Origin of the sequence: Streptomyces sp. NBC_00984 (genome assembly GCF_045162475.1) — a bacterium.
In the GTDB taxonomy this organism is placed as follows: domain Bacteria; phylum Actinomycetota; class Actinomycetes; order Streptomycetales; family Streptomycetaceae; genus Streptomyces.
Genome location: NZ_CP108734.1, coordinates 8,295,158 through 8,307,693, shown reverse-complemented (window position 1 = coordinate 8,307,693; position 12,536 = coordinate 8,295,158). Strand labels below are relative to the sequence as shown.

Here is a 12,536-nt window from a genome sequence, read left to right as displayed (position 1 = left end):
GTCCTTTCACGATACCCAGGAGCCGAGGGGGAACCCGGCGCACCCCGGCCCCCACGCCTCAACGCGCCTCGGCACAGGGCCATTTCGGAAACCGGGTCGTCCACGTCAGTGCGCGTGCGCGGCGGGCACCCCGGTGCCGCTCTCCCGGTGTCCGTCGCCGCCGTCGCCCGGCTCCGCCACCCGGACGGTGAACGCCGCCGTGCGCACCTTGCCCTCGTGCTTGAAGTCGAGGAAGAGCCGGTACGTTCCCGCGCTGGGCGCCGTCGCGGTGAAGGACACCGCCGGACCAGGACCTCCCTCGTTCGGGTGGACATGCAGATAGGCCAGGTCGCCCGAGCGCAGGGCGACCAGATGCCCGTACGCGCCGAGGTAGGGCTGGAGATCGGTGACGGGACGGCCGTTCCTGCTGATGGCGAGCTCGAGTTCGCCGACCCGGCCGGCGCGGAGTTCGCCGCCGAGTGCGACCTGGTAGCCGTCGACCTCGGCGGTGGCGCTCGAGGCCGGGAGAGGGGCGGGGCGGTAGGCACCGGAGACGGCCAGATCCGCTCCCAGCGTGAGGTTCTCGGCACCCGCGGCCGCCGGGGTGAAGTCGGCGAACACCCGGTAGCCACCGGCTTCGGGGAGGTCGACCGGGGTCGACCAGGTGCCGTCGGCCGCACGGACGGGGTGCAGATGCCGGTACTGGGTGAGGTCGGTCGAGGCGAGGATGAAATGCAACTCCTTGCCGTGCTCACGCCGATAGGCGGTGACCTTGCGCCCACTGTCGTCCTTGACGGCGAACCGGATCCCGGCCCGGACCCCGGCCCGGACCGTCGGCGTCTCCAGGGCCAGCGTGTAGCCGCCGTCGGAGATCTCCAGCCCGCCGGCCGCACGGTCCGTCGCCGCCTTCGCCCCGCCCTCCTCTCCCCCGCCGTGGCCGCCGTGCTGCCCAGCGGGGCGGTCCTCGGCGGCCACCAGCGGGTCGACACCCCTGCCCACTCCGTACGCGGTCCCGAAGGTCGCGGCGAGCGCGGCGGCGAAGGCGGTGATCCTCAGTGCGTTGTTCATGACGGTTTCCTCCATCGGGTCGACCGGGAGGCAGCGCTTCCCGATGCCCCACAACATACCCCCTGGGGGTATCAAGTCAACCCTGGAGCGCACCATCGCTTCCCGGGTGCGCGGGAGGATGTGTGGCCACTTCCGTCAGGAGGGCCGGCCGGGTCACGGCCCGCGGTTCAGGCCGGCACCACCAGTCCGCCACGCAGCCGCTCCATCGCCACGTCAGGAATGCGCAGGCCGTCGCGCACATACCCGTCGAGCCCACCCCACCTCTCGTCCATGGCGTCGAGTGCCGTGTCGAGATAGCGGGGGCGGACCTCGGTGATGGCGGACGCGATCTCCGGGTCGCCGCCCGCGTCGAGGAAGTCCTGCACATAGGGCGCGAAGGCGACCCGCACCACCGGATTCACCGCGAGGAACTCGGCGCGCACGGCATCGCGTGACGCGCCGATCATCATCAGGAGGAGGGCGGTGGCCCAGCCGGTACGGTCCTTGCCGGCCGTGCAGTGGAAGAGCACCGGCCGGGCGCGGTCGTCGGCGACCGTCTCGACAAAGGCCCGGTAGGCGGCGGACGCGCCCGGCGAGAGCACCATCTGCCGGTAGGTGTCCGCGAACAGTCCCTCCGCCTTTCCGCCCCCCAGCATCCGCTCCGCCTCGACGGGGTCGGCGAGGAGCGCGCGCAACCGGGCGGGCGCCACACCCGGATTGTCCCCGAGCACATCGGCGACGAACAGCCGCGCCCCGGGAGGCAGCCGGTCGGGTGCGGCGGCACGCTCGTCGGCGGTCCGCAGATCGACGACGGTGCGGATGCCGAGCGCGGCCACCTGCGAATCCTGCGCCGCGTCGAGCCCGCTGAGCTGTCCGGACCGCAGCACGACACCCGCCCGGACCCGGTGGTCCGGGCCCAGGGCGATGCCGCCCAGGTCGCGCAGGTTGAGGACGGTGGATGACGGGACGGCCCTGGCTGTCTGCACGATGAACTTCCCCTTTTTCCGACGCGTATCCGAATTAATTCGGCCTGGCCGTATCAAACGTCGCACGCGGCCGGGAAATCGACAAAGTAAAACGCCGGAAGGTATCGATCGGGGGCACGTCCGGAGATAAAGGAAATGTGAAATCGAAACCGACCTCACCCAGGTCAGGGGCGTACCACACCAATAGCGGCGTATTCTCCGAAACTCCGTCGGAAGGGCAACGGCGGTCGATGCGCGGAACGGTACGCCGACCCTCGAATTCCTGGCGCTGCGATTCCCTTCTGGGCACGGGGGGCCGGATCCCGGATTCTTCGCCGTCAGAGGATGGCGACAGCGACCACGGCCCGCCTCGACGTTCTTGCCGGGCCCATCGGAGGAATCACCCGAGCGCCGGGCCCGGTCGTCTACGCGACGCTGGGTGAAGGATCAAGTGCGCTCGGAGAGGGCAAGGTCACAAGCGGAACCCATGCTGCCCTCTAACGCCCTGACCTAGCATCTGGGCATGACGGTCCTGCCTGCCGACGGGCTTTCGTTGGCCGCCGAATTCCCCGCTCCCGCCCATGAGCACTGGCAACGCCTCGTCGAAGGCGTGCTGCGCAAGTCGGGCAAGGACGCCGCGGGTTCGGCCGCCGAGGAAGCACTGTCCACCACAGTGGAGGACGGGCTCATCACCCGCCCCCTCTACACCTCGCGCGACAGCGCGCCCGATGCCGGATATCCGGGCTTCGCCCCCTTCACCCGCGGCAGCAAGGCCGAGGGCAACGCGGCGGGCGGCTGGGACGTACGGCAGCGGCACACGCTCCCGGATCCCGCGCGCCTCAACGAGGCGGTGCTGGCCGATCTGGAGAACGGTGTCACCTCGCTGTGGCTGACCGTGGGCGGTGCCGCGGGTGTTCCGGTGTCGGCGCTGGCGGGGGCCCTGGACGGTGTCTACCTCGATCTGGCCCCCGTGGTGCTCGATGCCGGCGGCGAGACCGACGCCGCGGCGACGGAGTTGCTGCGGATCTGCGCGGAGCGGGGCGTCGACGCGGGGAGCGTGCGCGGCAACCTGGGCGCCGACCCGTTCGGGCAGGCCGCCCGCAGCGGCGCCGAACCCGATCTGTCGGCCGCGGTCCACTGGGCACAGCGGTGCGCACAGGAGTTTCCCGGACTGCGGGCGCTGACCGTCGACGCGCTGCCGTACCACGAGGCCGGCGGTTCGGCGGCCGAGGAGCTGGGTGCTTCACTGGCGACCGGTGTCGCGTGTCTGCGGGCGCTGACGGACGCCGGGCTGTCGGTCGAGGACGCCTGCGGGCAGCTGGAGTTCCGGTTCGCGGCGACCGCCGACCAGTTCCTGACCATCGCCAAGCTGCGGGCCGCGCGACGGCTGTGGTCCCGGGTGGCCGAGGTGTGCGGGGCGGCCGGAGCCGGTGCGCAGCGCCAGCACGCGGTGACGTCGTCGGTGATGATGACGCGGCGCGATCCCTGGGTGAACATGCTGCGCACGACGCTGGCGTGTCTGGGTGCGGGTGTCGGCGGCGCCGACTCCGTCACCGTGCTGCCCTTCGATCACGCCCTGGGCCTGCCGGACGCGTTCGCCCGGCGCATCGCCCGTAACACGTCGACGATCCTGCTGGAGGAGTCGCACCTGGCCCGGGTGATCGACCCGGCGGGCGGCTCCTGGTACGTGGAGCGGCTCACCGCCGAACTCGCGGACGCCGCATGGTCGTTCTTCCAGGAGATCGAACGGTCCGGTGGCCAGGCCGCCGCCCTTCGCTCCGGGATGATCGGCGAGCGTCTCGCGGCCACCTGGGCGGCGCGCAGCAAGGACCTGGCGCGCCGCAAGGAGCCGATCACCGGGGTCAGCGAGTTCCCGCAGCTGGCGGAACGCCCGGTGGAGCGCGAGCCGGCCCCCGCCGTACCGGCCGAGGCATCGGGCGGTCTGCCCAGGGTCCGCCGTGACGAGGTGTTCGAGGCGCTGCGCGCCCGGTCGGACGCCCACCTCGCGGCGACCGGGCAGCGGCCCAAGGTGTTCCTCGCCGCGCTCGGCCCCGCCGCGGCGCACACCGCGCGGGCGTCGTTCGCCGCCAACCTCTTCCAGGCCGGCGGCATCGAACCGGTCCACGACCCGGTCTCGGTCGACGCGACCACGGCCGCCGCCGCGTTCAAGGCCAGCGGGGCCACCGTGGCCTGCCTCTGCTCCAGCGACGCGCTCTACGCCGAGCAGGCCGCGGCGGTAGCCGAGGCGCTGGGTTCGGCGGGTGCGCTGCGGGTGCTCCTCGCCGGCCGCCCCGGCGACTACACCGACGTCGACGAGTACGTCTTCGCGGGCTCCGATGTGGTGGCCGTGCTCTCCTCCCTCCTCGACCGTATGGATGTGGCGTAATGCGTATCCCTGACTTCTCCGGCATCGAGCTCGGTCCGGGCGCCGCCGCCGAGGTGTCCGAGGAGCGGTGGCGCACCTCGGTGAAGGAGTCCTCCGGCAGTTCCGACGGCGACCTGCTGTGGGAGACCCCGGAGGGCATCGCGGTCAAGCCGCTGTACACCGGACACGACCTCGAAGGGCTCGACTTCCTCGGTACGTATCCGGGCATCGCCCCGTATCTGCGGGGCCCGTACCCGACGATGTACGTCAACCAGCCCTGGACGATCCGGCAGTACGCCGGGTTCTCCACCGCCGAGGAGTCCAACGCCTTCTACCGCCGCAACCTCGCGGCCGGGCAGAAGGGCCTGTCCGTCGCCTTCGACCTGCCGACCCACCGCGGCTACGACAGCGACCACCCGCGGGTGACCGGCGATGTCGGCATGGCGGGCGTGGCGATCGACTCGATCTACGACATGCGACAGCTCTTCGACGGCATCCCGCTGGACCGGATGTCGGTGTCGATGACGATGAACGGCGCGGTGCTCCCCGTACTGGCGCTGTACATCGTGGCCGCGGAGGAGCAGGGCGTCGGGCCCGAGAAGCTGGCCGGGACCATTCAGAACGACATTCTGAAGGAGTTCATGGTCCGCAACACCTACATCTATCCGCCGAAGCCCTCGATGCGGATCATCTCCGACATCTTCGCGTACACCTCGCAGAAGATGCCGCGCTACAACTCGATCTCCATCTCCGGCTATCACATCCAGGAGGCGGGTGCGACGGCCGATCTGGAGCTGGCGTACACCCTCGCGGACGGGGTGGAATATCTGCGGGCCGGACGGGACGCCGGTCTCGACGTGGACGCGTTCGCGCCCCGGCTGTCGTTCTTCTGGGCGATCGGCATGAACTTCTTCATGGAGATCGCGAAGCTGCGGGCGGCCCGGCTGCTCTGGGCCAAGCTGGTCAAGGAGTTCGAGCCGAAGAACGCCAAGTCGCTGTCGCTGCGCACCCATTCGCAGACGTCGGGGTGGTCGCTGACCGCGCAGGACGTGTTCAACAACGTCACCCGGACCTGTGTGGAGGCGATGGCCGCCACCCAGGGGCACACCCAGTCACTGCACACCAACGCGCTCGACGAGGCGCTCGCCCTGCCGACGGACTTCTCCGCCCGGATCGCCCGGAACACCCAGCTGCTGCTCCAGCAGGAGTCGGGCACCGGCCGGGTGATCGACCCGTGGGGCGGCAGCGCGTACGTGGAGAAGCTGACGTACGACCTGGCGCGCCGGGCCTGGCAGCACATCGAGGAGGTCGAGGCGGCGGGCGGCATGGCGCAGGCCATCGACGCGGGCATCCCCAAGCTCCGGGTGGAGGAGGCCGCGGCCCGCACCCAGGCGCGGATCGACTCCGGACGCCAGCCGGTGATCGGGGTGAACAAGTACCGGGTGGAGACCGATGAGCAGATCGATGTGCTCAAGGTCGACAACTCGTCGGTGCGCACCCAGCAGATCGAGAAGCTGCGCCGGCTGCGCGAGGAGCGCGACGAGTCGGCCTGCCGGGCCGCGCTGGACGCGCTCACGGCCGCGGCCGGGCGCGATCCCGGCCCCGGCCTCGAAGGCAATCTGCTGGCCCTCGCCGTCGACGCGGCACGCGCGATGGCGACCGTGGGCGAGATCTCGGACGCACTGGAGAAGGTGTACGGGAGGCATGCGGGCCAGATCCGTACGATCTCCGGTGTGTATCGCAACGAGGCAGGTGAATCCCCTTCCGTGGACCGGACCCGGGCGTTGGTGGACAGGTTCGAGGAGGCCGAGGGGCGCCGTCCGCGCATCCTGGTCGCCAAGATGGGACAGGACGGCCACGACCGCGGCCAGAAGGTGATCTCGACGGCCTTCGCCGACCTGGGCTTCGACGTCGACGTCGGCCCGCTGTTCCAGACGCCGGCCGAGGTGGCACGGCAGGCGGTCGAGGCGGACGTGCACATCGTGGGCGTCTCCTCGCTGGCCGCCGGGCACCTCACGCTGGTGCCGGCGCTCCGCGAGGAGCTGGCGGCCGAAGGGCGCGAGGACATCATGATCGTGGTGGGCGGGGTGATTCCGCCGCAGGACGTCGAGGCGCTGCACGAGGCGGGCGCGACGGCCGTGTTCCCGCCCGGCACGGTCATTCCGGATGCCGCGTACGACCTGGTGACGCGGCTCGGTGCCGCGCTCGGTCACGAGCTGTGAGCCGCTGACCCGATGGCTCCGAAGATCGATATCGACAGCTATGTGAAGGGGGTGCTCGACGGGAAGCGGGCGCAGATCGCGCGCGCCATCACTCTCGTCGAGTCCACCCGCCCCGATCACCGGGCGCTGGCCCAGCAGTTGCTGCGCGAGTTGCTGCCGCACTCCGGCTCCGCGCGGCGGATCGGCATCAGCGGCGTCCCGGGGGTCGGAAAGTCCACCTTCATCGACGCCCTCGGCACGATGCTCACCGGGCTCGGGCACCGGGTCGCGGTACTGGCCGTCGATCCGTCCTCCAGCCGTACCGGCGGCTCCATCCTGGGCGACAAGACGAGGATGGAGCGGCTCGCGGTGGACCCGGCGGCGTTCGTACGCCCGTCCCCGACCGCCGGGACGCTCGGCGGGGTGGCCAAGGCGACCCGGGAGTCCATCGTGGTGATGGAGGCCGCGGGGTACGACGTGGTGCTGGTGGAGACGGTGGGCGTCGGACAGTCGGAGACGGCGGTGGCCAACATGGTCGACACGTTTCTGCTGCTGACGCTGGCCCGGACCGGCGATCAGCTCCAGGGGATCAAGAAGGGTGTGCTGGAGCTGGCGGACGCGATCACGGTCAACAAGGCGGACGGCCCGCACGAGCGCGACGCCCGCGCGGCCGCCCGTGAACTGGCGGGTGCGCTGCGGCTGATGCACCCGGCGGACGCGGCATGGACCCCGCCGGTCCTCACGTGCAGCGCCCGTGAGTCGGCCGGTCTCGACACGCTGTGGGAGCGGCTGGAGCAGCACCGTGCGCTGCTGGAGTCGACCGGCCGGCTCGCCGCGAAGCGTCGTGACCAGCAGGTCGACTGGACATGGACGATGGTGCGGGACGAGCTGCTGGAGAGTCTGCGCGGTCATCCGGAGGTGCGCGCGCTCGCTCCGGGGCTGGAACAGCTGGTGCGGGAAGGCGAGTTGACGGCCACGCTGGCGGCCGAGCGGATCCTGGCCGCGTTCCGGGGCACGGCCTGATCCGGAAGAAGGCCGGTGGTCGGGGCCTCACCCCGACCACCGGACAGCAGGCTCCTACAGATCGAGCTGGTACTCCACCGACTTGTGTGTCGGCTCGTAGCCGAGCGCGTCGTTGATGCTCCGCATGTGCGTATTGCTGTCGGCGGTGTCCGTCAGCAGCCCTTCCAGGCCCGGGTGGCTTTCGCGGGCCTGGAGGATGGACCGCGTCTTCATCCACCGGCCGAGGCCGCGTCCCCGGTGCTCGGGAAGGACTCCGGTGCCGTAGTGCTGGCCGTCGCCCGTCCCGTCGCCCGGGACGACGAGTTCCGTGAAGCCCACGATCGTGGCGTCGGACTCGTCGACCACCGCGACCGTGTGGAGCAGGTCGCCGCGAGCGGCGACGGCCGCCGCCGCGGACCGGAGCCGGTCCACGTCCCAGACGACCGTGCCGAAGTCGGTGTCGTCCATGGGCATGTCGTCCATGGCCCGGCGGGACGCGGCGAACGTCGGCGCGAGGTCGTCCGGGACGGTGCCGTCCCAGGAGATGAGCCGGTAGCCCGGATGCGGCTGCCCGACGGTCCGGCGCAGGGCCTCGGTGTCGGCCTTCGCCAGCGGAAGCCGGACGTACGTCAGGGTCAGCACCTTGCGCAGCCCCTTGGCCCGCAGGAATCGATCCCCCGGGGTCCCGGCCCCGACCTGCGCGATGACGCTGCGCCGGCCCTCCTCGCAGGCGGCGGCGACCGCCGTGTCGAACAGCCGCGAGCCGATGCCCTTGCGGCGCTCCGCCGGGTGGACGTGGAGCTCCAGTTCCGCGAGGTGGTCCTGGCCCTCGCGGGTGAAGACGCGCAGGAACGCCGATCCGACGGGGCTGCCCTCGGGGTCGGAGGCGAGCCAGACCAGACGGTGGCTGCCACTGGCCCGATCGGGGTCGGACAGTGCGGTGACCTTCGGCCCGACCCCGGTTCCCCAGGGCCGTGGTACGGTGCCTTTGGTACTTGTGTCGGCCTCGCTTCGAGGCGCCGGTGCCGAGTCACCTCTCCGAAGCTGCCGCGCCCGTCCTTTTCCGACCGGCGATCCAGCTTTCGCACATCACATCATCCAGTTCGGACCGGATTCTTCTCCGTCCGGGCTTTCCCGCCCGTCGTGCGGGGCGTGATCACTTCCGCCCGCGCCGTCCGGCCCCTTCATTCGCCATGTCCGCGAAAGGACCGCCCACCATGACCAGCACTCTCGAACACCCGCTGCTCCGACAGGAGTTGACCACCGACACCACGACAGCGACCAGGACCGCCGGCGTCCTCGACATCACACACCAGGGGAACGGCGCGCTGCGCGTCCAGGACGGCCGCCCCTCCCCCGGCGACGTGGTGGTCCCTGCCGCCCTGATCCGCCGCCACGGCCTGCGCCGGGGCGATGCCGTCGAGGGGCTGTGCGACCGCCCCCGTACGCTCTCCGCCGTGGAGCAGGTCAACGGCCGCTCCCCGCGGGCGCTTCGCGGCCGGCCGCACTTCCGCGACCTCACCCCGCTCCACCCCGGGCACCGGCTGCGGCTGGAGACACCGTCCGGCGGTGCCGCGATGCGTGTCGTCGACCTGATCACACCGATCGGCAAGGGGCAGCGCGGGCTCGTCGTCGCGCCGCCCAGGACCGGAAAGACGGTGCTGCTCCAGCAGGTCGCCGCCGCCGTCGCCGCCAACCACCCCGAGTGCCACCTGATGGTGGTGCTGGTCGACGAACGCCCCGAAGAGGTCACCGACATGCGCCGGTCCGTACGGGGCGAGGTGCTCGCCTCGACGTTCGACCGGCCTGCAAAGGAGCATATCGCACTCGCCGAACTCGCGGTCGAACGTGCCAAGCGACTGGTCGAACAGGGCCAGGACGTCGTCATCCTGCTCGACTCCCTCACCCGTCTGTGCCGCGCCCACAACAACGCCTCCGCCGCGGGCGGACGCACTCTCAGCGGCGGCGTCGACGCGGCCGCCCTGCTCGGCCCCAAGCAGCTCTTCGGCGCCGCCCGACTCGCCGAGGAGGGCGGCTCCCTCACCATCCTGGCCACGGCGCTGGTGGAGACCGGCTCCCGCGCCGACGACTACTTCTTCGAAGAGCTGAAGAGCACCGGCAACATGGAGCTCCGGCTCGACCGCCAACTCGCGGACAGGCGCATCCACCCGGCCGTGAACATCCCGGCGTCCGGCACCCGGCGCGAGGAACTCCTTCTGCCGGAGGGCGAGTTGCGCGTGGTACGGGGACTTCGGCGCGCGCTGCACGCCAGGGACCCGCAGACCGCGCTGGAGACGCTGCTGGACCGGATCCGCCGCACCCCGGACAACGCGGCCTTCCTCCGTGCCGTCCACCGCACCGTCCCGGACGCCTGAGCCTGTCCGCGCGGCGCCGGCCCGGCGCAATAGCATGGCCGGGCCATGCATGATCCGCGCTCACGAGCACAGGGAGAGCAGCCACATGGAGTTCCGCCGACTCGGCCGCAGCGGTCTGACCATCAGTGAGATCGCCTACGGAAACTGGCTCACCCACGGCTCCCAGGTGGAGGAGGACGCGGCGGTCGCCTGCATCCGCGCCGCCCTGGACGCCGGAATCACCACCTTCGACACCGCGGACGTCTACGCCGAGACCCGGGCCGAGGCCGTCCTGGGCCGGGCGCTCAGGAACGAACGCCGTGAGGGTCTGGAGGTGTTCACCAAGGTCTACTTCCCGACCGGTCCCGGACACAACGACCGGGGGCTCGGCCGCAAGCACATCATGGAGTCCATCGACAATTCGCTGCGCCGCCTGCAGACGGATTACGTGGACCTGTACCAGGCCCACCGCTACGACCACTCGACACCGCTGGAGGAGACCATGGAGGCGTTCGCCGACGTCGTCCGCTCCGGCAAGGCCCTCTACATCGGCGTTTCGGAGTGGACGGCCGACCAGCTGCGCGCAGCCCATGGACTGGCCCGCGAGCTGCAGGTGCCGCTGATCTCCAACCAGCCGCAGTACTCGGCCCTGTGGCGGGTCATCGAAAGCGATGTGGTGCCCGCCTCCGAGGAGCTGGGCATCGGCCAGATCGTCTGGTCCCCGATCGCCCAGGGCGCTCTCACGGGCAAGTACAAGCCCGGTGCGCCGCTCCCGGCCGGTTCGCGGGCGACGGACGACAAGGGCGGCGCGAACATGGTCGCCGGCTGGCTGCGCGACGACGTGCTGGAGCGCGTCCAGCGCTTGCGGCCGCTCGCCGACGGCGCCGGTCTCAGTCTGGCCCAGCTCGCGGTCGCGTGGGTGCTGCAGAACTCGAACGTCTCCGCCGCGATCATCGGCGCCTCCCGGCCCGAGCAGGTGACGGAGAACGTCCGGGCGGCCGGTGTGACACTCGACGCGGAGCTGCTGAAGGGGATCGACGACATCCTGGACCCGGTGGTCGAGCGGGATCCCGCGCTGACGGCCGGGCACACGGGCAACAGCTGATCCGGCCGGCCTCCGCCCCGGCCCCGGCCCTAGCGGGGGCCGGGGCGGTGCACTGCGTGATCAGGTGCCGGTGTGCAGCGCGGCGGTGTGCTCGCGGACCTGCGCCGGTGTGAGGTAGGAGTTGATGTACTCGAAGTCGCGCAGTTTCGCCGGCTGACGGGACAGGAAGCCGGTGCGTACGAAGTCGTCGCCCGCGACCGCGTTGAGTACCCAGTTGGTCATGACCCGCGCCTTGGCGACATTGGTGCGCAGCGCCGACCAGTGGTACCCGCGGGCGACGGCCTGCGCGGGGATTCCGTGCATCTCGACTCCGAGCGGCTTGGAGACCGCGTCCTTGCCGCCGAGGTCCACGACGAGACCGAGGTCCTTGTGGACGTACGGCTTCAGCGGCTGGTGCCGCAGTGTCGCGATGAGGTTGTCGGCGAGCCTGCGGCCCTGGCGCGTGGCGTGCTGTGCGGTGGGCGGGCAGACTGCTCCGTCGCCCTTGCTCAGGTCCGGCACGGCCGCGCAGTCGCCGAGGGCGAAGACGCCGTCGAAGCCCGGCAGCCTCATCTCGGGGGTGACGGCCAGCCGTCCGCGTACCGTCTCCGCGTCGAGCGTGTTGACCAGCGGGCTCGCGGTGACGCCCGCCGTCCAGATCAGGGTTCGGCAGGGCAGTACCCGGCCGTCGGTGAAGGTCACCTTCTCCGGGGCGGCCTCGGCGATCGAGACGCCGAGCGACACCTCGATGCCACGGGCGCGCAGCACCTCCAGGGCGCTGCGGCCCAGCTTGTCCCCCAGTTCGGGCATCAGCTTCGGGGCGATGTCGATGAGGTGCCACTTGATCAGCTTCGGGTCGAGCCTCGGGTAATGCCTCACCGCGCTGCTGGTGAGGCGCTGCAGACAGGCTGCCGTCTCGGTGCCCGCGTATCCACCGCCGACCACCACGAACTGCAGGCGCGAGGCCCGTTCGTTCTCGTCGTGGCTGGCGTCCGCGAGGTCGAGCTGGGCGATCACGTGGTCCCGTACATAAGCGGCCTCGGCCAGTGTCTTCATGCCCCGTGCGTTGTCCAGCAGGCCGGGGATGTCGAAGGTACGGGTGATGCTCCCGGCACTGAGCACGATGTAGTCGTAGGGCTCGTAGACGATCTCGTCGGTGATCTTGCGGATGACGCAGATCTTCGCCTTGGGGTCCACGCCGATGGCCCCACCCGGAATGATCCGGGTGCGGTGCTTGCGGCTGCGGCGCAGCGAGACGGCGACCGACTGCGGAGTGAGCACGCCCGCCGCCACCTGTGGCAGCAGGGGGAGGTAGAGCTGGTACGAGAACGGGGCGACGAGCGCGATCTCCGCCTCGCCGGGGATGAGCCCGCGCTCCAGACGGCGTACGCATTCCACTCCGGCGAATCCGGCTCCGACAACGAGGATCCTGGGTCGTGCCACAGTGTTCGTCCCTTCTCGGGCCTGTACCGGTCATCCGTTCGCCTGCCCCGTCGCACGCGCCCGTCGTCCCATCTTCACGAGCCTCGGGCGAGTTCG

The 12,536-nt window shown here is 71.0% G+C and carries 9 protein-coding genes; 5 read left to right on the top strand and 4 right to left on the bottom strand.

Annotation, left to right across the window (positions count from 1 at the left end; all coding sequences use genetic code 11):
- Positions 1-105 precede the first annotated feature (105 nt).
- Positions 106-1,047 carry a hypothetical protein gene (locus OG520_RS36975; RefSeq protein WP_406016026.1) on the bottom strand — a complete coding sequence of 314 codons (942 nt, stop codon included), beginning with the start codon at positions 1,045-1,047 and terminating at the stop codon, positions 106-108.
- Between the two features lie 167 nt (positions 1,048-1,214).
- The gene (locus tag OG520_RS36970) at positions 1,215-2,012 is read right to left on the bottom strand and encodes a tyrosine-protein phosphatase (RefSeq protein WP_406016025.1); all 798 of its coding nucleotides are present in this window, start codon (positions 2,010-2,012) and stop codon (positions 1,215-1,217) included.
- A gap of 502 nt (positions 2,013-2,514) precedes the next feature.
- On the opposite strand from OG520_RS36970, the gene mutA reads away from it, so the two are divergent.
- From mutA to meaB, 3 genes are read left to right on the top strand one after another with little or no spacing between them, the layout of a single operon-like run.
- The gene (mutA, locus tag OG520_RS36965) at positions 2,515-4,377 is read left to right on the top strand and encodes a methylmalonyl-CoA mutase small subunit (protein WP_406016024.1); all 1,863 of its coding nucleotides are present in this window, start codon (positions 2,515-2,517) and stop codon (positions 4,375-4,377) included.
- Positions 4,377-6,578, top strand: a complete 2,202-nt coding sequence (gene scpA / locus OG520_RS36960) for a methylmalonyl-CoA mutase (protein WP_406016023.1) — start codon at positions 4,377-4,379, stop codon at positions 6,576-6,578. The genes mutA and scpA overlap by 1 nt, the downstream gene beginning before the upstream one ends.
- 12 nt (positions 6,579-6,590) lie before the next feature.
- Positions 6,591-7,580, top strand: coding sequence for a methylmalonyl Co-A mutase-associated GTPase MeaB (meaB, locus tag OG520_RS36955; protein ID WP_406016022.1), 990 nt, complete (start codon positions 6,591-6,593; stop codon positions 7,578-7,580).
- A 54-nt stretch (positions 7,581-7,634) separates the two neighbouring features.
- On the opposite strand, the gene OG520_RS36950 is transcribed toward meaB, so the two are convergent.
- A complete protein-coding gene (locus OG520_RS36950) occupies positions 7,635-8,495 on the bottom strand; it encodes a GNAT family N-acetyltransferase (protein WP_406016652.1) in 861 nt (286 codons plus the stop codon).
- Between the two features lie 281 nt (positions 8,496-8,776).
- Between OG520_RS36950 and rho the strand changes: the two genes are divergently transcribed.
- Complete coding sequence (gene rho, locus OG520_RS36945; RefSeq protein ID WP_406016021.1) at positions 8,777-9,934, top strand: transcription termination factor Rho; 1,158 nt, start codon at positions 8,777-8,779, stop codon at positions 9,932-9,934.
- 85 nt (positions 9,935-10,019) lie between these two features.
- Entirely contained in the window at positions 10,020-11,018 is a 999-nt protein-coding gene (locus OG520_RS36940) for an aldo/keto reductase family protein (protein ID WP_406016651.1), read from the top strand.
- Positions 11,019-11,078: 60 nt separating this feature from the next.
- Here OG520_RS36940 and OG520_RS36935 read toward each other — a convergent pair whose 3' ends face one another.
- Positions 11,079-12,440 carry an NAD(P)/FAD-dependent oxidoreductase gene (locus OG520_RS36935; protein WP_399331468.1) on the bottom strand — a complete coding sequence of 454 codons (1,362 nt, stop codon included), beginning with the start codon at positions 12,438-12,440 and terminating at the stop codon, positions 11,079-11,081.
- Between the last annotated feature and the right edge of the window lie 96 nt (positions 12,441-12,536).

Bases quoted from the DNA above. Each gene is read 5' to 3' on its own strand.
- OG520_RS36975 (WP_406016026.1), bottom strand. From the start codon at position 1,047: ATGAACAACGCACTGAGGATCACCGCCTTCGCCGCCGCGCTCGCCGCG.
- mutA (WP_406016024.1), top strand. From the start codon at position 2,515: ATGACGGTCCTGCCTGCCGACGGGCTTTCGTTGGCCGCCGAATTCCCC.
- scpA (WP_406016023.1), top strand. From the start codon at position 4,377: ATGCGTATCCCTGACTTCTCCGGCATCGAGCTCGGTCCGGGCGCCGCC.
- meaB (WP_406016022.1), top strand. From the start codon at position 6,591: ATGGCTCCGAAGATCGATATCGACAGCTATGTGAAGGGGGTGCTCGAC.
- rho (WP_406016021.1), top strand. From the start codon at position 8,777: ATGACCAGCACTCTCGAACACCCGCTGCTCCGACAGGAGTTGACCACC.
- OG520_RS36940 (WP_406016651.1), top strand. From the start codon at position 10,020: ATGGAGTTCCGCCGACTCGGCCGCAGCGGTCTGACCATCAGTGAGATC.